The organism is Peptacetobacter sp. AB800 (assembly GCF_047807365.1).
In the GTDB taxonomy this organism is placed as follows: domain Bacteria; phylum Bacillota; class Clostridia; order Peptostreptococcales; family Peptostreptococcaceae; genus Peptacetobacter.
The window spans coordinates 46,423-68,962 of the sequence record NZ_JBLOUI010000007.1 but is presented as its reverse complement, the minus strand read 5'-3'; the positions used below and the strand labels follow the sequence as shown (position 1 = coordinate 68,962).

Here is a 22,540-nt window from a genome sequence, read left to right as displayed (position 1 = left end):
GTTACCCACGCGTTACTCACCCGTCCGCCGCTCTCTCCGAAGAGATCGCTCGACTTGCATGTGTTAGGCACGCCGCCAGCGTTCATCCTGAGCCAGGATCAAACTCTCAAATAAAAATAGTTTGTTGAAACCTAAGTTTCAATTTAAATCCACTCAGATGTTATCTCAAAATATCTGGCATGGTTTGTATGGCGTTCGAACTATTTGTTCAAACTAAATATATCTGCTGTTCAGTTTTCAAAGTTCATTCAAAACTTTTGTTTTGTTTTGTTTTTTATTTTCTTGCCCTCTCTCAAGGACAAGTATTATAATATCAGCTTTCACATTTTACGTCAACACTTTTTTAAAACTTTTTTTATCTTTTATTTTTTTCTAGCATAAAATAATCTTCTATATCTTGTAAATTTCAATGATTACAGCTGATATTTTTCTATAACAATTTTTTATTTTTTTCTATAAATATTTTATAAAACCAATAATGATAATTAAAAATATCTATTTTTATAACCTAGACAAACAAAAAACTAGTATAAAGAATTTTTTCTTCATACTAGTTTTTATAATTAAGTAAATTTATTTATAAACTACCTCTTATTTTTTTATTATAATAATTCTCTTCCACAAGCACTTCTTGCAGCAACTCTACCAAAATGAAGAGCATGACCTATACTATATCCACAAGAAGGAACTCCATAGCCAAAATTACCAGTGTTTGCAACTTCTCCTGCTGCATATAATCCTGGTATTATTTTCTTATCGTTGTCAAGAACATGCGCTGCTATATCTATTTCAAGACCACCAAATGTTATAGAAGTAGCTGGTCTTAAAAATACCGCATAATATACATCTCCTCTTATAGCTCTCATTTCACTTGCTGGTTTTTCATAATCTTCATCAAATCCAATATCACATAAATAATTATATCTATCTACAGTAGCCTTTAAAACTTCTGCTTTAACATCTATTTTTTCTGCTAATTCTTCTATACTACTAGCTTTTATTGCTTCCTTTGATCCTAAAGTATATTGAAGTAGAGGATATTTATCTGCTTCTTCTCCACAAGTTATATACCATCCACCAGCACTACCAGCTTTTGCCATTGCACAACCAACTAAACTGTGGAACTGGAATTCATTACAGAAACGTTTTCCTTCTAAACTAACTATTAAACTTGGCTCTTCATTTACACCTACTCCAGTTCTTTCATTTAACATCATTGTCTGTAAAGATGGGTGTTTATAATTTCTAGCACCTATTGCTTCTGCAACTCTAGCTCCATCTCCTTGACTTGATTCTGGGCAATTGTAATAATAGCCTTTCATCCATGGATATCTTGATTCAACTAATTCTCTATTAGCTGCAAATCCACCTGTTCCTATAAATACACCTTTTTTAGCCATTATAGTAACAACACTTCCATCTAAAGTATCTGTAGCTTTAGCTCCAACTACTCTGCCATCTTCTACTATTAACTCTGTAAGAGAAGTATTTAAAAGAGTTGTCCCACCAAGCTCATGGAATTTATTATTTAGTGGAACTATAAATCCTCCACCATATCCCATAGTCTGGCCACCGCCACCCATACTATTATGAATTCTCCATGGTAACTGAGAAGTATGAGGCGCTTCAACATCCTGCACTTCAAATCCCTGTTCTTCTAACCAATGTATATTTTCTGCTGCATGGTAGCAGAAGTAATTTATCTTATCATCATCTAAGAAAGTTCCCGCAGCTTTCTTTAAAAAATCAAACTGCATCTGAGGTGTATCTAATATACCTCTTTCTATCTGAGTTCTTGTACCAGCACCCATTATCTTACCACCACATATTGCAGAAGAACCACCAATTACTCCCTGTTTTTCAACAAGAACTACATCAGCTCCACAATACTTAGCTTCTACAGCTGCTGAAAGACCTGCTATACCAGATCCAAATACTACAAAATCAGTTTCTATTGTTCTATCTTCCTTTTTAGGTGGAACTGGAACTGCTTTATTCTTTAACTCTTCAACATCTCCACCTGCCTGTTCAACACAAGATGCAACTGCTTTAGCTATAGCTTTACAAACAACTTCAGCACCTACAACCATTGGTACAGCTAAAGACTGATATTCTATTATCTTTGGAACCCAATGTTCAAAAGGTGAACTTTCAAGACCATATGCCTGTCCATAAATTTCTTTGTGTTTAACAATATTAATATCTGTTATTTCACTTTCAGAAAATGTTACTTCAACAACAACCTTACCTTTTACACCGTATCCTTTTCCAGTGTATGTACCTGCATTATACTTCGCCATGAAACTTTTCCCTCCTAGTAAAACTTACCTTAAAATGATTTTGTTATTTTTTTGTTAATAACATTATAGAAGATTATATTCCGTTGAAATTTCAAAGTCAACGAGTTGCATAACGTTGTATAAAATACCACTTTACTGTCTTTAAATAGGTTAATAAAGTAATTGTATTTGTCTTCTTTTATCTCTTTACTTTTGGGTCATATTCAGCATCTACCTTATCAAGATTATACTTATCCATAAGATTTATAAGCACATCCGCATAGACAAGCTCGCCTTTAGAGTTTTCCTTTGTAGCATATCCTGCATCCTCTAAAACCTGAGCCTGAGCTTTTCCATCCTTAGCCTTAAATAATCCCGCTTTTTCATACCTTTTATTTTCACTTAAAAACTTTCCATAATCGTATATCGACTCTTTATAAGACCTATATCTTCTAAATGCCGCATTTTCTGTATCATTGTACCCTTCCTTTGTATTCATATTGACAGTTCTCCCATCCCAAGATTTATCTGCCTTTATACCAAACAAATTAAAATATTCCTTAGAAAGCTCCGACTTACCCCAATTGGATTCAATAGCTGCCCGCGAAATAGTCACAGATGGATAAATTCCATACTTTTCATAAACATCTACAGCTATTGGCTGAACCATCTCAATAAAATCTTCTCTCTGCATATCCTCTATATAACCTCTTCCAAATGTAGAATACACAGCAAAGATCAAAATAGTCAAAGCTACTAAAACAATAGATATGTTTCTAGCTTTTTTCTTTGCTTTCTTACTTTTACCTCCACTAGGTTTCTTTGAATTTTTGCTAGATCCACCTTTTACAGAGCTACTTCCCTTTTTAGATGCAGATTTTTTTGAACTTGTACCACTTTTTTTAGATTTCTTCTGAGTACCCTTGCCTTTTGAAGCATTAAGTTCGCTCTTCACTTTCTGAGAGCTACTCTTTTTAGGCTTAACACCTAAATTTCTATCATCCTCTCTCTCCTTAATCTTTCCTTGCACACTTTTTCTCATATCATCTAATCTCTTGCTATCTATATTATTTTCATCCATATGCATTTCCTCACAATTTTTTACTATATTTTTTATTATACAATACAACTCCTCCCAAATAAAAATAAAAATGCGCTATCTCACGAACATTTTACAATCATCAAAATAAAAAAGAGCTGCTACAATACCTGTAACAACTCTCAATTATGACTAATTATCTTGATTTTAGCTCTATCCAAGCCTTATCATATAGCTTGATATCTTTACCTATATCTGTAAATGTTTCGCACTTACTTAAATACTCATCATCAGGATAAGCTCCCTTATCACTAGTTATCTCCTTATCAAGAAGGTCAAAACAAGCTTTATTAGGAGTAGAATATCCTATATACTCTGTATTTATCTTAGCAATCTCTGGATCAAGCATAAAGTTTATAAACATTTCTGCTTCTTTTTTATTCTCACAAGTAGTAGGTATGCACATTGCATCTACCCATCTATTAGTACCTTCTTCTGGATTGAAGAATTTTAAATCTGAATTTTCTTCCCGCATAAGAGGGAAATCTCCTGAATATATCATTCCTATATATCCATCTTCTCCAACCATTCTATCTTTAACCTCATCATTTACATAAGCTAAAGCGTATTCTTTCTGTTTAACTAATAGCTCCTTAGCTTCATTTATTTCCTTTGGGTTTGTAGTATTCATACTATAACCTAACTTAAATAAAGCTGCACCCATTGTATCTCTAACAGAGTCAAATATTAATATCTTTCCTTTATATTTAGGATTCCATAAAATATCCCAAGACCCTAAATCCTTTTCATCTACATACTTAGAATTGTATGCAAGACCTAAAGTACCCCACATATAAGGAACACTATACTCATTCTTAGGATCGTATTCAGAACCTAAAAACTTCTTATCTATATTTTTTATATTAGGAATATTATTAAAATCTAGCTTTTCAAGCATACCTTCCTTCTTCATCTTTGCAACCATATAATCAGAAGGAACTACAATATCGTACTTAGTACTTCCACTCTTTACCTTCTGATACATCATTTCATTTGTATCGTAAGTAGAATACTGCACCTGTATCCCTGTCTGTTCTTCAAATACATCTATTAAACTTTCATCAATATAGTCTCCAACATTGTAAACATTTAAAACTTTTGATGAATCTGCAGATTTTCTACAACCTGTTAGAGGAAGCACTGCCATAGATGCAATTAAAACAAGAGATAGTATTTTTTTAGTTATTTTCATCTATCTTCTTCCCCTTTCTTCTAAAGACTGTTTCTTATTAGAAAGTATTAACAGTATAAGAACTGTTATAAACATTAAAGTAGAAAGCGCATTTATTTCTGGTTTTATACCTCTTCTTGCCATAGAGTAAATTTCTATAGATAAGTTTGTAACCCCGTTTCCAGAGTTGAAGAAACTTATTATGAAATCATCTATAGACATAGTAAATGCCATTAAAAATCCTGACACTATACCAGGTTTTATCTGAGGTAATATAACCTTTCTTAAAGCATAAAATGGTGTCGCACCTAAATCTAATGCTGCATTCTCTATATTTTCTGGCATCTGTCTTAATTTTGGAAGCACAGAAAGTATTACATAAGGAATACAGAACATTATATGCGCTATAAGCATTGTCATATATCCAAAATCTACCTGTAAAAATACAAATAAACTCATAAGAGCTACCCCTGTTACTATCTCTGTATTTAATATTGGTAGATTGTTTACATTCATCATTATAGCTTTATTTCTAGGTCTCATCTTATTTATACCTATTGCACTTAAAGTACCTACTATAGTAGCTATTACTGAAGAAATTATAGCTATAGTAACTGTATAATAAAGTGCTGTCATTATCGCCTCATTTTGGAATAATCTCACATACCATTTAGTAGTGAAAGCTCCTATATGTCCCATAGATCTCGAATCACTGAAAGAGAATACTATTAGGGCGAATATTGGTATATATAGGAATAAGAAAACTAAAAACATATATATATCAGAAACTATTTTTATCTTCTTTTTGTTTTTATTCATTATATAACCATACCCCCTTCTCCACTTCCGTCGTCCATCTTAGACATTATACTCATTGAAATTAATATTACTATCATTAAGAATATTGATATTGCAGAACCAAAGTTCCAGTCACCTACAACTGTAAACTGCTGTTCTATTAAATCCCCTATTAACATTGTCTTTCCTCCACCAAGAAGTCTTGATATAGCGAATGATGTTATTGATGGCATGAACACCATTGTTATACCAGAGAAAACTCCTGGTAAGCTAAGTGGGAATATTATTTTTCTAAATACTGTAAAATTGTTAGCTCCTAAATCGTGAGCTGCATCTATTAAATCGTGGTCCATTTTTGATAATGAAGTGTATATAGGTAATACCATAAATGGTAAGAAATTATAAACCATACCTAATAACACAGCAAATGGAGTATATAAAATAGAACGATACTCTATACCAAATAATCCTAAAAAGCTACTTAATAATCCGTTCTGCCCTAGGATTGACGCCCAAGAATATGTTCTAAGTAAGAAGTTCATCCACATCGGAAGTATAAATAAAAGTATTAAAGTTCCTCTTTTACTTATTGGAGCTTTAGATATAATATACGCAACTGGATAACCTATTAATATACATGCTAGAGTAGCGCCTCCAGATATTAATATAGATCTCCAAAATACTGATAAATATATCGGATCTAAAACTGATTTGAAGTTATCAAGAGTAAAAACTATCTCTCCGTTAACTTCTTTTGTAAAACTGTAATAAACTACTAGGAATAATGGAATTACTACGAATATTGCACTCCATACTATGTATGGATAAGCAAATTTTGATTTTGAATTCTTAATTTTCATCATCTTCACCAGCTTCTATTTCGACTTTTTTCATTATATGTATATCCTCTGGATATATGTCTATTCCTAGTTCTGTTCCTACTTCTGCATACCGAGTATTGTGAAGTAGCCAAGTTCTTCCATTTTCTTCTAATTCTATTTCGTAGTGTACTCCTTTAAATATTACAGATGTTACTTTTCCTACTATCATACCATTTTCTGGTTTAACCATTTTTATATCTTCAGGTCTTATAACAACTTCTATTTCTTCGTTCTTTTCAAATCCTTTATCTACACATTCAAATTCTCTATCAGCAAATACAACTCTGAAGTCTTCAAGCATTACACCTGGTAATATATTACTTTCTCCTATAAACTTAGCAACAAATGCATTTTTAGGTTCATTGTATATATCTACTGGGTTGCCCATCTGCTGTATTTTACCTTTATTTAAAACTACTATAGTATCAGACATACTAAGTGCTTCTTCCTGGTCGTGTGTAACAAATATAAATGTTATACCTAATTTTTTCTGTATTCTTTTAAGCTCTACCTGCATTTCCTGTCTTAATTTTAAATCAAGCGCTCCTAGAGGCTCGTCAAGAAGAAGAACTTTAGGCTCATTTACAACAGCTCTTGCTATTGCAATTCTCTGCTGCTGCCCACCAGATAAAGAGTCTATTGCTCTATTTTCAAATCCTTCAAGTGCAACAAGTTTTAAAACTTCTTTAACCTTTTTATCTATCTCATCTTTTGGAACTTTTTTTATCTTTAATCCAAATGCTACATTTTCGTAAACATTCATATGTGGGAATAGTGAATATTTCTGGAAAACAGTGTTTACATGTCTTTCATTTGGAGGTAGGTCGTTTATTTCCTTCCCTTCGAATATTACACTCCCTGCATCAGCCTGTTCAAAACCAGCTATTATTTTTAATAGTGTTGTTTTACCACATCCTGATGGTCCTAATAATGTTAAAAACTCGTTTTTCTTTATATCTAGTTTAAAATTATCTAATACTACGTTATCGCCGTATACCTTATGTATTCCTCTTAATTCTATTATGTTTTCTGCCAAAGTATAACACCTCTCTCCTCAAAATTAAATCAAACATATTATTTAAATTTATAAATCTATAATTGCACTACTTTCGTATAATTTAGAAAGTAGGTGGTGTACTTACCCAAAGTACCTTAGCTACAGTTTTTCCTTCGTTTGATAGGAAGTGTTTAGCTCTCGGTTTAAAGTAGAAACTTTCTCCTTTTCTAACCTTTAGCTTTTTCTCTCCTAAATGAAGGAATACCGATCCTGCAAGCACATATCCAAATTCTTCTCCCTCATGAGGTTTTTCTTCTTTGTACTGACCTCCAGGTTGGATTGTAACTATTACCGGCTCCATCTCATTTTTCTGTGAGTTTGGAACTAGCCATTTAAATTCGTATTTTAATTCTTCGTCCTCTGTTTCAAACATATCATCTTTAACGAATACTATCTTTTCGCTCTCTGTATCATTAAAGAATTCTTTTAAGTTTGTCCCAAGTATCTCTAGTATATCTATTAAAGTAGCTATCGATGGTGATGTTAAATCATTTTCAAGCTGAGATATAAATCCCTTTGAAAGCTCGCATCTATTAGCTAACTCTTCTTGGGTGAGTTGCTTTTCTATTCTAAGTCTTTTAATCTTTTTACCTATTTCCATTTTCATTTACCCCTGTCTATATATAAATTTTTACTAAACTCTAAGTTTATCGTTTCTAAACTACAACAATTAGATATTATAAACAAAAAGTTTATTTTTTTCAAGGCTTATTTTGTTTTTTGTTACAATTTGTTTTATTTTTTATAATTAGCTTTTTTCAATGTATCCAACACTATGCCAATTTGACTAGTCAATATTAATATCCTCAAAGTTTAGTATTAGTATATTTATTTTTAAAAAATCACCTATATTTTTTTACATTCTTATGTCTTCAAATTTTACATAATCTTAAAAATTCATTCTCATTCATATGATTATCATCATATAAAACTTTTTTTACCTTTAAATATCAACTAATACAAGTCTTACATTATAATTAAATATCGATTAAATTTGCATAAAAAAAGAACCCCTTATAATTTAAAGAGGTTCCATAATTTTAAATTTCTCAAATCAATAGGCTTATTTTATAAAATGCTCAGATACTCTTTTTATGTATCTTATATCGTCTATTATGTATCTGTTCTCTACTTTTGTTCCATCAAATCTGCAAGCTTTAAATACTACTTTGATAGCTAGTCCTAGACCAAATGCACTTATTATAGTTCCTATACCTACTTTTCCTCCAAGTAGTATACCTATAGCAAGAGCAGTTATATCCATAGTAACTTTAACTACATTTGCTGATTTTCCAGTTTTTTTCTGTAGGCAAACCATAAGTCCATCTCTAGGTCCACTTCCTAATCCGCTGTCCATATAAAGAACCATGCCAAATGATAAGACTATTAATCCACCTATAAGAAGTGCTAATCCAGATACAAGACTGCTAGATGTTGGAATATACCCTGAATATATTATCATATCCATAAATAAACCAACTAAAACCATATTAGCAACTGTTCCCCAGCCTATATTATCGCCAAATACAAAATCTGCAATCATTGTAAGTGCTGCGACAATTATAGTAGCTGTACCTATAGTTATACCAAGCTTATTAGATAATCCCTGATGAAGAACATCCCAAGGCTGCATACCTAAATTTGCATTTATTGTCATAACTATACCGATTGAGCATACAAAAAGCCCGATTACTAATTTAGCAACTTTTAATCCGATTGTCTTAAACATAGCATTATACACCATCCATTTTACAAATTTCATCCTTTGCCTATATAATACAAAAAATTTGTTGAAATTTCAAGGGTTTATACACTTTTTGTTAAGATTTATACAACTTTACAAGTTATCTGCTCCAAAAGCCAATGGCATTAAATCATCTATATTTGTTATTAGTGTTTTTTCTCCGTTAGATAGTATTATCTCCGCATCTTTTTCTATAAGCTCTGATAATACCTGTCTACAAGCTCCACAAGGAGTAACTAGTTTTTCCCCTTTAGATACTATTGCGATTGCTTTTATATGTTTTTTTCTATATCCATTAGAATACGCTGCAAATATCGCACTTCTCTCAGCACAGTTAGTAAGTCCATAAGAGGCATTTTCTACATTTGCTCCTAAGAAATATTTCCCATCTGTTGTTTCAACACAAGCTCCCACTTTATATTTTGAATATGGTGCATATGCGTTCTGCATAGCTTCAAATGCTTTATCTACTATTTTCATATCATTTCCTCTTTTCTCAAATTGTTTTTTTATATTATACAACATATACCTTATTTTTAACTAAGTTTTTTCTATAATTTTGCAAGAAATATTTCATTTATAAATTTTTCAGCATAGCTACTCTTTTTAAATAAAAAAAGCCGGGCGAAATTACCCGGCTTAAATTTTATTCTGTTTTATTTTGTTTCTGTTGTTGGATTTTCTTCTGCTTTTTCAGCTTCAGTTTTATTTCCTTCAAATTTTACATCTGTAGCTGTTCCAGTTATTTTATCTTCTATTTTACCACTGTTCTTTATAGTCGCACCAGTTCCATTAACTTCTACAGACTTTATTGATCCTGTATTTTCTAAAGTAACACTAGTACCATTTATTTTTACACTTGTTGTAGTTCCTTCATTTTTTATACTAGCTTTTGATGCATCCACATCTATATTTGTCATTGTACCTTTGTTTATAACAACTATAGATTCAGCATTTGCATCTAATAATAAATTTTCTACTTTTACTCCACCTGCAACGCTTAAAGAAGCTGCTCTTTTTGTTTCTAATTTTTTTATAGATCCACCTAATATTTCTACATTAGCTTCATCTGAATCTAAAGTAACTTTTCCATTGAAAGTTCCATTTATTTTTATATTTATAGCTTTATCAGTTGATATAGTAAAATCATCTGAAGTATCTGCATTTGTTTTTAATGTTATTGTATCTCCTGCATTTGCATTGGCTAATACTGTATTTAGGTCGTCTTTATTGTTTACTTCATAGTTTATATTAGTCTGAGTTGCCTTTATTTCTTCTACAGCATCCTCATTACCATTTCCCCCAACCTGAGTTATAGTTTTTATAACTTTATTTTTGAATAGGCTCTTTTGACTATCTGATAATTTTGATCCAACTATAACTACTGGTGCATTATTTTTAGCTGCAAGAACACCTACTGAAAGTGCATCTATTAATTCTCCAGATTTTTTAAGTCCATCTTTAGCTACGTATATATTATTTAATTCTTTACCTTTGTAGAATTCTTCTATAACTCTAGCATTTGTATCATTTCTATTTTTACCTTCTATTCTTATAGCTGCTGGTAGTGATTCTGCTACTTCCTCAGAAACAACACTATCTCCACCTATTATATAAGAGTTTGATATTTTATTGTCTTTTATAAAGTCTTTAGATACTTCTATTCCTTTTTTAGGGTTTGATAATATTATAGGCATACCTTTTTCTGCTGCAATAGCTGCTACTGATACTGCATCAGCAAGACCATTTGTACCATTTACTACTGCTACACTATTAATAGCTTCTAATTTATTTGATTTATTAAAGTCGTTTAGTGCCTTAGCTATTTCTAGTGCTGTTTCTTCTCTAGTATCACCTTTTATTCTATCTACAGTTGTAACTCCTGTAGCTTTTAATTCTTCAACTAGAGCTTCTGGTAAAACTGCTTCTCCACCTATTAATACCACTTTTTTTGCTCCAGTTCTAACTATTTCATCTTTAGTAACCGCTGTAAGTGCATTTTTAGAAGTAAGTAATATTGGTGCTTTAAGTGCATTTGCATATGGTGTTGCTGCTAATGCATCTGGTATAGCATCGTCATTTACTAGTATAACAGTCTCCGCATTTGCATAAGCTCTTTTACTTATCATAGCTGCAGTTTCGTATCTATTATCTCCAACTATTTTATCTACTGATGCTGCATAAGCTGGTATAACTGTACCAACTGCCATAGTAGCTGCTAATGCAACTGTTGTGTATTTTTTCATATTCATAACTAGCGCCCCCAAGTTTAATTTTATTATTATAAATATTTTATCATATTTTTGCAATCTTTTATTTAATTACCCTATTTAAATTTTTCAAAACATTAAATGTTTATAAAGGAAAAGAGATACCAGTAGGTATCCCTTTATTATTAAAATATATATTTTTTAATTTTACTATTTTACAACTGTGTAATCTTCTGGTTTTAACTGAGAAGCTGCAGCTTCGTCTAATATAACTATTACATCGTTGTGTAACTGTAATGCTGTAGCTGGAACCATTGGATCTATATCTCCGTAAACAGTTTTAGCTATAGCTTCTGCTTTTCCTTCTCCTGAAGCTAAAAGAACTATTTTTTTAGATTTTAATATAGTTCCTATACCCATACTTACTGCTTTTTTAGGCACTTCTTCTTCTGAAGCGAAGAATCTTGAGTTTGCTTCTATTGTAGATGGTGTAAGTTCAACTAAGTGAGTATTTTTTATGAATACTGAATCTGGTTCATTGAATCCTATATGTCCATTTTTTCCTATTCCTAGAACCTGTATATCTATTCCACCAGCTGCTTCTATTCTTTCTTCGTAAGCTTTACATTCAGCTTCTACATCTTCTACCATTCCATTTGGAAGGTTGTAGTTTTCTATGTTTACATGATTGAAAAGATGTTTTTTCATGAAGTAATCATAGCTCTGATCATTTTCAGCTGGTAACTGATAGTATTCATCTAAATTAAAGCTTGTTACATCTGCAAAGTCTATTTTTCCTTCGTTGTATTTTTCAACTAAAGCTGCATACATTCCTTCTGGAGTACTTCCTGTTGCTAATCCTAATACTGAGTTAGGTTTTAATATAAGCTGAGCTGCAAATATTCTAGCCGCTTTTTCGCTCATCTGAGCATAGTCTTTACATACTAATATCTTCATTTTAAATCCTCCAATATTTTTATATTTATCATCTACCGCATTTTGCGGATTTTTACAATTTTTTATTATGCCTATATTTTACTATTATTTCCGTTCGAATACTATATCTCCTGTACAAATTGTCATGCTACAGTTGAAATCGTCGTCAAATAATGCAAAGTCTGCATCTTTACCTATTTCTATGCTACCTTTTTTATCAGCTACATGTATTGCAGTTGCTGGGTTTAAAGAAGCAAGGTTTATAGCTTCTACTACTGTTAGGTCTGTGTTGTTGTAGAAGTTTCTTACCATAGAGTTAAGTGCAGAAACACTTCCTGCTAATGCTCCATTTTCTAATCTAGCAGCATTATCTTTAACTATAACTTTCTGTCCACCTAATGAGTATTCTCCATCTTCAAGACCTCCAGCTTCCATTGAGTCAGTTATAAGTATTAATTTATTTTTGCCTTTGTTATGTATTACAAACTGGAATAATCCTTTGTTTACATGTATTGTATCTGCTATTATTTCAGTGAATACATCTCTAGTAAGTGCTGCACCAACTATTCCTGGCTCTCTGTGGTTTAATCCTGTCTGAGCGTTGAATAAGTGAGTAACACTTCCAACACCTTCATCTATGGCTGCATTTGCTTCATCAAATGTAGCTTTACTGTGTCCCATAGATATTAATATATCTGTACTTCTCTTAACAGCTTTTATAAATTCAAAGTTTTCATCTTTTTCTGGAGCTATTGTTATAACTTTTATAACATCTGAGTAATCTTTTATAAATGAGAATTCAGGTATTGCTATGAATTTAGCATTCTGAGCACCTTTAAATGCTTCATTTATAAATGGCCCTTCAACATGAGATCCAAGTACCTGAGAACCTTTCATTTTTCTAGCTTTTGCTCTTCTTATTGTATCTAAAGCTGTATATATATCAGATTTTCCCATTGTCATAGTTGTTGGTAAGAACCCTGTAACACCATGACGTGCAACAGATTTTGACATAGTTTCTATTGCGTGGTCTGTACCATTCATAGTATCTTCACCCATATTTCCGTGGATGTGTATATCTATTAAACCTGGAGATATATATTTTCCTTCAGCATCTATTACTTCACAGTTTTCTGGTATTTCAGAAGTTATACTCTGTATTTTAGTGTCAAATACTATATTTTTTCCTTCTAAAACTTTGTCTTTTAATATAATTCTACCGTTTGTAAGGCATTTCATTTTAATACCCCTCCTAATCAATATTTTTTTAATTTATTCTATTAAAATTACATTCCTATATTTATCTCATACTGATATTTATCACTTCTAATTATAGTCACTGTATACTCTATAATTTTTTCATCTTCGGTGTAAGATGTTCTCTGGATGCTAAGTGCTAGCCGTCCTTTTTCACATTGTAGTTTTTCGCTAACTTTTGTATCTACTTGTATAGGATCTATTATCTGCTCTACTCTAGCTACTTTGTATCCATATTCATTTTCCAAAATTTTATACAAAGAATTATCGTCTAACATTCCCTTTGTCATACCACCACATACCTTTTCAGGAATGTATGCAATCTCGTATCCAAATGGCTCATTTTCTACATATCTAATTCTTTTTATCTTGTATACGTTTTCTCTTTTGTCAGTTATTCCCAGTTTTTCCATTATAATATCATCTGGGTTTAGTATTTCAAATTTTATTATATCTGTCTTAATATCAATTCCTCTGCTCTTCATAACTTCTGTAAATCCTTTTACATTGTTGAACTGATATTTTTTCTTTTTCTGCGCTACAAAAGTTCCCTTACCTTGTTTTCTGTAGAGAATCCCCTCAGAAACAAGTGCATTTATAGCTTTGTTGACAGTCATTCTGCTTATTTCTTGTTCTTTACAAATTTCTCTTTCTGGAAGAAGTACATCGCCTTCTTTTAATTCTCCAGACTCAATCATATCCTTTATTATCGATTTTAATTGGATATGTATTGATACAGAACTAGTTTTATCTACTTTCTTCATATCGATTCCACCTTTTATTTTGGTATATACCAATTATATACCTATAGCATTTTTTATTCAATGCTTTTAACAAAAAAATAATTTTTATTAACTTACTTTATAAAAATTTATTTCTCTTAAATTAAAATAACTTTCCATTTCATATGACTTATGTATTATAATAGATTTAATGATTAAAACGTTAGGAGTGAAAAATTTGGTAAAAATAGGAGAATTAAATACGCTTGAAGTTAAGAGAAAAGCTGATTTTGGCTATTTCTTAGATGGTCAGACAGGTAACTCAACTGACGATGTACTACTTCACAACAAATTTATTGAAGACGGAACTGAAATCGAGGTCGGAAAAGAAGTAGAAGTCTTCATATTCAAAGATTCTAAAGGAAGATTTGCTGCAACTACAAAGAAACCTTTAGCTTGCGTGGGGGATATAGCATATCTTAAAGTAGTTGATAATACTGATATAGGTACATTTATAGATGTTGGACTTCCAAAGGATGTACTTGTACCATTTAGAGAAAAAACTCATCCAATGTTTAGAGATGAAAAATATTTATTCTATATATATGTAGATAAGAGCGGAAGAATAGCTGCAACTACTGATATAGACAATCATCTAACTACAGACCATGAGTACAATTTGGGAGATACTGTAACTGGTATAGTGTACGGATTCCAGACTAATGGAACTGCTATGCTTTGTGTAGACAACAAATACGCTGCAGTTATACTAAATAACGAATACTTCACAGATTTAGATGTCGGACAGGTTATGGAAAACCTAAAAGTTATAAAAATATATGAAGACGGAAAACTTGGACTCACTCCAAGAGCGGACAGAAAATCTGAAATGGATTCAGTTGAATACAAGATATTAAGCTATCTTGAAGGAAATGATGGATATATGAGATTTAACGACAAATCTGATCCAAAAGATATAAAAATATTATTCAATTCAAGTAAAAAGAACTTCAAAAGAGCTTTAGGTGTACTTATGAGAAAAGGTATAGTATACCAGGACGAAAACGGAACATATTTAAAATAGATAATGAAAAATCGCCTCCTATGATTAATTTGATATTACCATAGAAGGCGATTAAATTTACAGACTTTTTTTCATATACTCTATACTTAGTTACTTCACGTTATTATTTTGTACTTTGCAAATAAAATGCAATATACATACTTTACCACATATTTTGAATTTTTTACATTGTCCATTATTCGTATAGCAATTTGCATATGTTGTAGTATTATTCTTATCATTTGGTTCTGACATCCACTTCATTTTTTTACTCCTTTTTTATTATAAATATATTTCTTCTACATTAGTTAGTTCACTTAAAATTTCTTCATGTGATACGAGGATAATAATACTATCTTTTTTTATTTCATTTATAATATTATAAAATATCATTTTATTTTCTCTATCTAATGCAGAAGTTACTTCGTCAAAAATATAAATTTCTTTTTTTTCAACAAAAGCCCTAGCTATAAGTATTTTTTGCTTTTGTCCCCCAGATAAATTTATTTCTTTATTTAAAACTGTATTATAATTTTCTGGAAAACTCATTATTAAATCATCTATATTAAGTTTTTTGCAAATTTTTCTTATACTTCTTAAATCTATATTCCTATACAATGATATATTTTGGTAAATTGTATCAGTAAAAATATATGAATTTTGATCTATATATGCAATATTTTTTCTATATTCATTGATTTCAACTATTCTTCTGTAATTAATTTCTAATTCTTCGATATTATTAGGATATAATCCAGACAATATATCTAATACAGTAGATTTTCCTTTTCCATTTTCTCCAATTATTCTATATATATTACCTTTTAAAAATTCATAATTAAAATTTTTAATTATTTCATTATTTTTTATATATCCAAAAGATAGATTTTTAATTTTAACAGAGATCATTTCTCCGTTTAAATCTTTTGATTTTTTTTCTTTTTTATTAGAAAAATAATTATCTTTATTACATATATTATCTATCCTTTCCAAAGATATACTTATATTCTGTATCAATGAATTAAAACTAGATAAATTACTACTTTCTGTTTTAAATTTTTCTGAATATGAGTTAAAACTAACTAATATACCTATAGTTATTATATTTTTTAGGCATAAATATCCACCAACTAATAAAATCAATATATTAGAAATGAAAGATATTATATTTATAATAATATACATATCTATATCCAACTTTGACTTTTGCACAGCTTTATCATATATTTTGTTTGTTAAGCCTTTAAATTCATTATTTCTTTTATCTATAATATTAAATATATTTATCACTTTTAACCCATTTAATGTATCATTTATAAAATTCAAATATTTATCTTTCATTTTCATTAATATTTCTAATTTATTTTTTATAACTCTTCCCATAACTAAAAATACTAAAAATTCAATAGGAATAAATATTAAAATTAACAAACTTAATAATAAATTTATTTTTATCATTATAAACAAAATAAATATAACTGTTACTATACATCTAATAAAATCCAAAAACTCTCCTAATATACTAGCTGCATTCATAGCATCATCTTCAATATTATTTATTAGTAATCCTTTATTGATATTTCTAGTATACAAATAATCTAAATTTAATATATTATTGAATATATCTAATTTTATTTTCTTTTCTACTCTAGCTGTTATCTTTAATATATAAACTGATCTAATTCTATATGTAATAATATTAAAAATATATATTATCACCATAAACAAGATATAGTAATTCAATTTATTTATTCCATTTTCTTTTGATATACAATCTATTATTTTCCCCATAATAAAGGGGTTTATCAAATAGAATATCATTTCTAAGAAAATTAATATTTGCATAAAAATAAATTCTTTGATAGAAATATCTATTTTTTTTATATATTTTATTATTAATTTTATATCTTTAACAAAAAATTTTATTTTACTTAATATATAAATCACTTCTTTCATTATGTAAAACTAACCCTATAGCTAAATATATTTTTATAGTTTTCTTCCTTTTTTTACACAGTTATTCTGTGTTTTACAATTAAAGTTTAGTATACATCCTTTTAATTTACCTTTTTCTTGCTCTGTATTAACTCCTTCATTAAATACAAAAAAGCAATCTACTTTACCAGTAATTGAATTTTTACTTTCTGATATCCATTTCATATTACTAATCCTCCGTTATTTTTTTATACAATTATTTTGTTTACCACAAGTACATTTTCATACACATAATTTAGGACATAATGTTAATTTACATGGTTTATGTGGTATACATGGAGATGGTCCTCCACCTAGTCTACTTTCTTTGTTATTTAATGTATTTACTTCTGAAATCCACTTCATATTTATTTTCTCCTATATTTTTAAGCTATAAGGTTAGTTTTATAACAATTTGAATTAATTATATTCTAGCTTTTGCTTGTAAATATTTTCTATTTTCCTTATAACTATCTCTTTTTTTTCAAAGCAATCATTTTTACCATACATTTTCTTTGAATAAGGACATCCACCCATACATATAGGTAATAAATTGCATTTTCTGCATTGATTATCTTCAACTGGATTATAAGCTCCATAATAAATTACTGTGTTGTTAAGCTCTATTCCATCTTTTACATTTCCTATACATCCTTTTTTTCTACCTATTTCATCCCAACATTTGTAAAGATTCCCATTTGGATCTATTACAAAAGAGTTGTTGGTTACAGCTCCACAAATATTAGGATTAAATTCAGATATATTACTAAAATTTTTATTTTTTCTTAAAAACCTACTATTGTATTCAGTAAATTCTTCTTCTTTCAATATATTAATATTATTTTCATTAAGTAAATCTTCTACTTTTGCTATATATAAAAATACTTTATCATATATATCTTTTTCTTTTAGTATACTTACTAATTCATCTATTCCTTCCTTATTTGTATTATCTAAATTAACTCTTATTGTTATATCTATTAAATCACAACTATTTTTTATATTTTCTATTATTCTATCAAAACTACCTCTACCTGAAGAAAGTTTTCTCCTAGAATCATGTATTTTAGGAGGTCCATCTAATGTTATCTGAGCTGAGTTTATCTTCATTTCTTTCATTTTTTTAGCATATTCTCTTGTAAGTAAATATCCATTAGTAACTATATCTGCAGAAAAATTTTCTATATTAACATACTTTAATATTTCATTTGTTAATTTTTCAATTATATTAAATGCCATAAGCGGTTCTCCACCATACCAGCTTATACTTAACGGTTCATCTTTTTTTATATTGTTTTTTATAAATTTCAAAGTATTTTCTATTGTATTTTCATTCATTGTTGTAAAATCTACACCTTTTTCATAACAATAAGGACATACAAAATTACATGATAGAGTTGGTGCTATAGTTAAAAATAATCCTTCATTTTTATATCTCAATATATTACTATAATATTTTATTAAATCTACTTCATTCAAAGAATCCTCTACTATCATATTTCCCTTTATCAATTCTTTTTTTAATAAGGATTCATTTTTATCAATATCCAATTTTATATTTTTATACTCATTCAAATCTTCTTCTTCTATTAAAAGAATTCCTGAACTAAATGTATTATATAATAAAATATTATTTTCAATTTTATGTTCAATATTAAACTGTGAAAATTTCATTTTTACCTCCATTTTATTATTTAATTTTTGAAATATATAAAATTAAAATCATACAAATATAAGGTGAAATACAAGAAAATAATTCCAAAATATTAATAAAAAATAATAAAGGAAATATTATTAATGTATATATTGAAAAACTTAAAATTAAATTTAAAATAGATATCCATTTATAAATTTTAATATTGCTATGCGCTGAAACAATATACGCTATAATGCTTAAAACAATATATATACTTAAATTATTATTTTCTGATAATATACCTATATTTTTCATTAAAATTAATGTAAATGGAATAAATATTATTATACTTGATATCAATTTATTCCTTTGGAAAAAGTCATCAAGTTTATAATTAAAAGATTTTATTTTATCCATCTTTATAAATACACCTCTTTTCATTAATAATTTTTTTATAAAAAAAAGATATCACCTTATAAACAATTATCTTCTTTCAAAATCTTTGTTTACAAAATAACATCTTAATTTAAACTATTCAATATATTTTGCCTATCTGGGTATTATTATTGCTTATCTGGACCAATGGAATATAGATTATTATCTCGAATACATTTTCGCTATCATTTATATCCATATTTCCATTATATTTTTCAACTGCATTTCTTACACTTTGTAAACCTAATCCATGCAAAAAATCATCTTTTTTACTAGTAATAATTCTATTTTCTTTTTTTATAATTATATTTTTTTTATTATTTTCTATTTTTATTAAATAAAATTTATTTACTATAGTATCTTTTATAAATATTTTTTTATTTTCTTCATCTTCTATATTTTTACTAGCTTCTATAGCATTGTCAAGCAAATTAGAAAATATAGTGCATATATCTGTCATTTCTATAAAATCACACTTTTTTAAGTTTAAATCTACATATAAATTTATATTATATTCTTTGCATATTTCCTCTTTTTCCATAAGTATAATGTCTAATATTAAATTATTAGTATGAAAATTATTTTTTACATCCTCTAATTTTTCTTTTATTTCATTTATATATTTTTTCCTATCCATACTATTTAATTTTTCTATACACATAATATGATTATTCATATCATGGTATATTTCTCTAACTTTTGAATAATTCTTTTGCATAGAGTTATAATATTGGTACTGCATATTTAACTTTTCTTTTATCAACTTATTTTCATAATCTAATTTATTGTTTTTTAATATTCGTATAATCATTTTTATTATAGCTATATTTGAAATTATAGCGGATATTATTAAAATTAAAATTGTTATAAAATTAGAATTGTACTTTATTGTATTAGTCATCAAAAATTCAAATATTATCACTATGCTAACAATATTTACTATTACAGGCAATAAAAATTTTAAATATTCTTCTTTTTCTAAGTCAAATACAAATTTCCAACGTTCTTTTTTTATTTTTAGTAAATTTAAAACTAGTATTACCTTCGTAACAACAAAATACTGTATAAAATAAATATAATTATTAAATAATAAATTTATTCTTTCTATATTTTGAACTTTCATTAAAAATATCGTTACTAATGAATCTATTCCTATAATAAATAAACTATAAATAAATATTATAAAAAATAATCTTTGCAATCTTATATTATAATTATATCTAATATTCATACTTACAAATAATATGTTTATAAATAATCTTAAAAATAAATCTTTACTAAAAATAGACTCTATAACTATAACTAAAATTAATAATAAATTCGAGTAGGCAAATTCTCTTTTATTTTTCACTCTACTTTCAAATTTATTTATTATAACCATAAAAATTAATATATCAAATACACTAGAAAATATTCTAATCAATTCGCAGTAAAATATATTCTCCATTATATTTTTCTCCCTATAAATCTAGTAAATTTTTGTTTCAAATCTTTTATTCTATATTTGCTAACAGGAACTTTATCTTCTCCAATAATAACGGCATCATTTGTTATTAAATCAATATATATCATATTCACTAAAAAACTTTTATGTACTCTAAAAAATCCATATTTTTCTAATTTTTTATCAAACTCTGCTATACTTTTCCAAGAATAAATAATGTTTTTATCAACTAAATGAATTATTAATTCTTTTCTATTTATCTCAATATATTTTATTAAATCTATTTTTATTTTTTCTATTTTCCCATTTTGATCTATTAGAAAATACTTTCTTTTATTTTTATTTATTTCTTCTATACAAATCAAAATACTTTCTTGAAGCTCATCAAATTTTATAGGTTTTAATATATATCTATACGCCCTTACCTTATATCCATCTTTAGCATACTCTATAAGTCCAGTCAAAAAAATTATTTCAGAATTAATACCTCTACTTCTTATATTTTGAGCTGCTTCCATTCCACTCATTTTTTTCATTTTTATATCTAATAAAAATATATCTACATCATCTATATTTTTTTCCAACATTTCCTCTGCTGAATTAAATATATTAATATTATAATTATAATTATCATCTATATTTTCAAATATTATCCTTAAGTAATTTAGTATTATTTTTATTTGTTCTTTATTATCTTCACAAATAACTATATTATACATATTTTATCACCATCCAAATTTTTTCATAAAAATATCTATATTTATATTATAGTCCTTTTTCATATGCTATAATTTACAATATTGTTACAAAAAAAACAAGAAAAGTATTTCACTCTTCTTGTTTTCTCCAGTAAAAATATTATTTAATTAATCTATAATTTTTTATTTATATCAGTTATAAATATTATAAATAAGGAAAATATAAATAGTATTAACAATATGCTTATTATACTAAAAATAACTTCATATTTTGCTGTATCTGCTATTAGGGCTGTCGATTTTTAAATATTTTGTGGAATATAATAAATTAAGATAGATATTACTGATAACAAAATTAATTTTAATTTTATATTATTACTCATTTGACATCCCAGCCTTTAATTTCTAAGTACAGATTTTTTAAGTGGATCCACAGTTTGTGGTTTTACAGTATTTTCATTAGCAAATACTTGAGTAAAAGATAATGCTGTAATAATAGTAACTAAAAATAATGATATTAATTTTTTATATTTCATAATTTTTACCTCTTTCATTTTATGTTACTGATATTATAGCATTTATTTTTTTATAATTATTCTATTTTGCCCAACTAGGTATTATTATTGCCTATCTGGATAAATCTAATATTTTCTTAATAAAAATCCACGTTATATCTCTTTAATTCTCCATCCTCGTATTCAATTTTTGCATTAAAGACTTTTTTAGTTGCTACCCACTCTAAAAATACTCTATCTCCATCCCACATATTTAAGTCCATAACCTTATCGTTATCGACCCAAAGAAGTCTACCCTCTGGACAATCATCTAATCTATCTTCAGGAACTTCCCCTTCAAAATCTCTACAACTAAATATAAACATGTACCAGTTGTCATCATTTGCAAATTTAGGGAAAGAAATAAGTCCATGATATCTAAGTGAATTTACAGTTAATCCAGTTTCTTCTTTAATCTCTCTAATTATACATTCTTCTGGAGTTTCTCCAAATTCAAATTTTCCACCAATCCCGACGTATTTTCCTTCATGTACGTCATTTTTCTTTTTATTTCTATAAAGCATAAGCGTTTTGCCACCTTTTTCAATATAGCAAATAGTTGTAAGTACTGTCTTATTCATA

The 22,540-nt window shown here is 28.0% G+C and carries 22 protein-coding genes and 1 rRNA gene; 1 reads left to right on the top strand and 22 read right to left on the bottom strand.

The window, feature by feature from the left end:
• From ACK2WN_RS04255 to ACK2WN_RS04190, 14 genes are all read right to left on the bottom strand, one after another.
• Positions 1-114 (bottom strand): 16S ribosomal RNA (locus ACK2WN_RS04255); the annotation flags it as partial.
• Between the two features lie 488 nt (positions 115-602).
• On the bottom strand, positions 603-2,300 hold the full coding sequence (locus ACK2WN_RS04250; RefSeq protein ID WP_416154924.1) for an FAD-dependent oxidoreductase: 1,698 nt from the start codon (positions 2,298-2,300) through the stop codon (positions 603-605).
• 178 nt (positions 2,301-2,478) lie between these two features.
• Complete coding sequence (locus tag ACK2WN_RS04245; RefSeq protein ID WP_416154923.1) at positions 2,479-3,360, bottom strand: glycoside hydrolase family 73 protein; 882 nt, start codon at positions 3,358-3,360, stop codon at positions 2,479-2,481.
• A gap of 154 nt (positions 3,361-3,514) precedes the next feature.
• Positions 3,515-4,570 carry an ABC transporter substrate-binding protein gene (locus tag ACK2WN_RS04240; RefSeq protein WP_416154922.1) on the bottom strand — a complete coding sequence of 352 codons (1,056 nt, stop codon included), beginning with the start codon at positions 4,568-4,570 and terminating at the stop codon, positions 3,515-3,517.
• Entirely contained in the window at positions 4,571-5,248 is a 678-nt protein-coding gene (locus ACK2WN_RS04235) for an ABC transporter permease (protein ID WP_334290479.1), read from the bottom strand.
• A gap of 119 nt (positions 5,249-5,367) precedes the next feature.
• Positions 5,368-6,210: an ABC transporter permease gene (locus tag ACK2WN_RS04230; RefSeq protein ID WP_006440774.1), complete on the bottom strand. Its 843-nt coding sequence runs from the start codon at positions 6,208-6,210 to the stop codon at positions 5,368-5,370.
• Positions 6,197-7,264 carry a spermidine/putrescine ABC transporter ATP-binding protein gene (potA, locus tag ACK2WN_RS04225; RefSeq protein ID WP_416154921.1) on the bottom strand — a complete coding sequence of 356 codons (1,068 nt, stop codon included), beginning with the start codon at positions 7,262-7,264 and terminating at the stop codon, positions 6,197-6,199. The genes ACK2WN_RS04230 and potA overlap by 14 nt, the downstream gene beginning before the upstream one ends.
• Before the next feature lie 82 nt (positions 7,265-7,346).
• Positions 7,347-7,886 carry a helix-turn-helix domain-containing protein gene (locus ACK2WN_RS04220; protein ID WP_040410633.1) on the bottom strand — a complete coding sequence of 180 codons (540 nt, stop codon included), beginning with the start codon at positions 7,884-7,886 and terminating at the stop codon, positions 7,347-7,349.
• 462 nt (positions 7,887-8,348) lie between these two features.
• The gene (locus tag ACK2WN_RS04215) at positions 8,349-9,014 is read right to left on the bottom strand and encodes a YczE/YyaS/YitT family protein (protein WP_300528795.1); all 666 of its coding nucleotides are present in this window, start codon (positions 9,012-9,014) and stop codon (positions 8,349-8,351) included.
• 108 nt (positions 9,015-9,122) lie between these two features.
• Entirely contained in the window at positions 9,123-9,554 is a 432-nt protein-coding gene (gene cdd, locus ACK2WN_RS04210) for a cytidine deaminase (protein WP_300528797.1), read from the bottom strand.
• 131 nt (positions 9,555-9,685) lie between these two features.
• Positions 9,686-11,281 carry a cell wall-binding repeat-containing protein gene (locus ACK2WN_RS04205; protein WP_416154920.1) on the bottom strand — a complete coding sequence of 532 codons (1,596 nt, stop codon included), beginning with the start codon at positions 11,279-11,281 and terminating at the stop codon, positions 9,686-9,688.
• 168 nt (positions 11,282-11,449) lie between these two features.
• A complete protein-coding gene (gene nagB, locus ACK2WN_RS04200) occupies positions 11,450-12,196 on the bottom strand; it encodes a glucosamine-6-phosphate deaminase (protein WP_329998998.1) in 747 nt (248 codons plus the stop codon).
• An 84-nt stretch (positions 12,197-12,280) separates the two neighbouring features.
• Complete coding sequence (gene nagA, locus ACK2WN_RS04195; protein ID WP_416154919.1) at positions 12,281-13,414, bottom strand: N-acetylglucosamine-6-phosphate deacetylase; 1,134 nt, start codon at positions 13,412-13,414, stop codon at positions 12,281-12,283.
• Positions 13,415-13,461: 47 nt separating this feature from the next.
• Complete coding sequence (locus ACK2WN_RS04190; RefSeq protein ID WP_201416794.1) at positions 13,462-14,196, bottom strand: GntR family transcriptional regulator; 735 nt, start codon at positions 14,194-14,196, stop codon at positions 13,462-13,464.
• 169 nt (positions 14,197-14,365) lie between these two features.
• On the opposite strand from ACK2WN_RS04190, the gene ACK2WN_RS04185 reads away from it, so the two are divergent.
• Positions 14,366-15,238: a S1 RNA-binding domain-containing protein gene (locus ACK2WN_RS04185; RefSeq protein WP_416154918.1), complete on the top strand. Its 873-nt coding sequence runs from the start codon at positions 14,366-14,368 to the stop codon at positions 15,236-15,238.
• A 261-nt stretch (positions 15,239-15,499) separates the two neighbouring features.
• Here ACK2WN_RS04185 and ACK2WN_RS04180 read toward each other — a convergent pair whose 3' ends face one another.
• The 8 genes from ACK2WN_RS04180 to ACK2WN_RS04145 form a co-directional block, all read right to left on the bottom strand.
• Complete coding sequence (locus ACK2WN_RS04180) at positions 15,500-17,062, bottom strand: ABC transporter transmembrane domain-containing protein (protein WP_416154917.1); 1,563 nt, start codon at positions 17,060-17,062, stop codon at positions 15,500-15,502.
• Positions 17,063-17,206: 144 nt separating this feature from the next.
• Positions 17,207-17,377 (bottom strand): hypothetical protein, encoded by a 171-nt coding sequence (locus ACK2WN_RS04175; protein WP_158573256.1) that lies wholly within the window; start codon positions 17,375-17,377, stop codon positions 17,207-17,209.
• 57 nt (positions 17,378-17,434) lie between these two features.
• Positions 17,435-17,557 (bottom strand): hypothetical protein, encoded by a 123-nt coding sequence (locus tag ACK2WN_RS04170; protein WP_300528812.1) that lies wholly within the window; start codon positions 17,555-17,557, stop codon positions 17,435-17,437.
• A gap of 54 nt (positions 17,558-17,611) precedes the next feature.
• On the bottom strand, positions 17,612-18,865 hold the full coding sequence (locus ACK2WN_RS04165; RefSeq protein WP_416154916.1) for a radical SAM protein: 1,254 nt from the start codon (positions 18,863-18,865) through the stop codon (positions 17,612-17,614).
• A 497-nt stretch (positions 18,866-19,362) separates the two neighbouring features.
• Positions 19,363-20,709 carry an ATP-binding protein gene (locus tag ACK2WN_RS04160; protein ID WP_416154915.1) on the bottom strand — a complete coding sequence of 449 codons (1,347 nt, stop codon included), beginning with the start codon at positions 20,707-20,709 and terminating at the stop codon, positions 19,363-19,365.
• Entirely contained in the window at positions 20,709-21,425 is a 717-nt protein-coding gene (locus tag ACK2WN_RS04155) for a LytR/AlgR family response regulator transcription factor (protein ID WP_416154914.1), read from the bottom strand. Before ACK2WN_RS04155 ends, ACK2WN_RS04160 begins: the two co-directional genes overlap by 1 nt.
• A gap of 377 nt (positions 21,426-21,802) precedes the next feature.
• On the bottom strand, positions 21,803-21,940 hold the full coding sequence (locus ACK2WN_RS04150) for a hypothetical protein (RefSeq protein ID WP_158573253.1): 138 nt from the start codon (positions 21,938-21,940) through the stop codon (positions 21,803-21,805).
• Between the two features lie 116 nt (positions 21,941-22,056).
• Entirely contained in the window at positions 22,057-22,539 is a 483-nt protein-coding gene (locus ACK2WN_RS04145) for an 8-oxo-dGTP diphosphatase (protein ID WP_329982776.1), read from the bottom strand.
• Position 22,540: the final 1 nt, after the last annotated feature.

What these genes read in the sequence shown, in the direction of transcription:
- ACK2WN_RS04250 (WP_416154924.1), bottom strand. Translation starts at nt 2,300, where the DNA reads ATGGCGAAGTATAATGCAGGTACATACACTGGAAAAGGATACGGTGTA.
- ACK2WN_RS04245 (WP_416154923.1), bottom strand. Translation starts at nt 3,360, where the DNA reads ATGGATGAAAATAATATAGATAGCAAGAGATTAGATGATATGAGAAAA.
- ACK2WN_RS04240 (WP_416154922.1), bottom strand. Translation starts at nt 4,570, where the DNA reads ATGAAAATAACTAAAAAAATACTATCTCTTGTTTTAATTGCATCTATG.
- ACK2WN_RS04235 (WP_334290479.1), bottom strand. Translation starts at nt 5,248, where the DNA reads ATGGGACATATAGGAGCTTTCACTACTAAATGGTATGTGAGATTATTC.
- ACK2WN_RS04230 (WP_006440774.1), bottom strand. Translation starts at nt 6,210, where the DNA reads ATGATGAAAATTAAGAATTCAAAATCAAAATTTGCTTATCCATACATA.
- ACK2WN_RS04220 (WP_040410633.1), bottom strand. Translation starts at nt 7,886, where the DNA reads ATGGAAATAGGTAAAAAGATTAAAAGACTTAGAATAGAAAAGCAACTC.
- ACK2WN_RS04215 (WP_300528795.1), bottom strand. Translation starts at nt 9,014, where the DNA reads ATGTTTAAGACAATCGGATTAAAAGTTGCTAAATTAGTAATCGGGCTT.
- cdd (WP_300528797.1), bottom strand. Translation starts at nt 9,554, where the DNA reads ATGTTGTATAATATAAAAAAACAATTTGAGAAAAGAGGAAATGATATG.
- ACK2WN_RS04205 (WP_416154920.1), bottom strand. Translation starts at nt 11,281, where the DNA reads ATGAATATGAAAAAATACACAACAGTTGCATTAGCAGCTACTATGGCA.
- nagB (WP_329998998.1), bottom strand. Translation starts at nt 12,196, where the DNA reads ATGAAGATATTAGTATGTAAAGACTATGCTCAGATGAGCGAAAAAGCG.
- nagA (WP_416154919.1), bottom strand. Translation starts at nt 13,414, where the DNA reads ATGAAATGCCTTACAAACGGTAGAATTATATTAAAAGACAAAGTTTTA.
- ACK2WN_RS04190 (WP_201416794.1), bottom strand. Translation starts at nt 14,196, where the DNA reads ATGAAGAAAGTAGATAAAACTAGTTCTGTATCAATACATATCCAATTA.
- ACK2WN_RS04185 (WP_416154918.1), top strand. Translation starts at nt 14,366, where the DNA reads ATGATTAAAACGTTAGGAGTGAAAAATTTGGTAAAAATAGGAGAATTA.
- ACK2WN_RS04180 (WP_416154917.1), bottom strand. Translation starts at nt 17,062, where the DNA reads ATGCAAATATTAATTTTCTTAGAAATGATATTCTATTTGATAAACCCC.
- ACK2WN_RS04175 (WP_158573256.1), bottom strand. Translation starts at nt 17,377, where the DNA reads ATGAAATGGATATCAGAAAGTAAAAATTCAATTACTGGTAAAGTAGAT.
- ACK2WN_RS04170 (WP_300528812.1), bottom strand. Translation starts at nt 17,557, where the DNA reads ATGAAGTGGATTTCAGAAGTAAATACATTAAATAACAAAGAAAGTAGA.
- ACK2WN_RS04165 (WP_416154916.1), bottom strand. Translation starts at nt 18,865, where the DNA reads ATGAAATTTTCACAGTTTAATATTGAACATAAAATTGAAAATAATATT.
- ACK2WN_RS04160 (WP_416154915.1), bottom strand. Translation starts at nt 20,709, where the DNA reads ATGGAGAATATATTTTACTGCGAATTGATTAGAATATTTTCTAGTGTA.
- ACK2WN_RS04155 (WP_416154914.1), bottom strand. Translation starts at nt 21,425, where the DNA reads ATGTATAATATAGTTATTTGTGAAGATAATAAAGAACAAATAAAAATA.
- ACK2WN_RS04150 (WP_158573253.1), bottom strand. Translation starts at nt 21,940, where the DNA reads ATGAAATATAAAAAATTAATATCATTATTTTTAGTTACTATTATTACA.
- ACK2WN_RS04145 (WP_329982776.1), bottom strand. Translation starts at nt 22,539, where the DNA reads ATGAATAAGACAGTACTTACAACTATTTGCTATATTGAAAAAGGTGGC.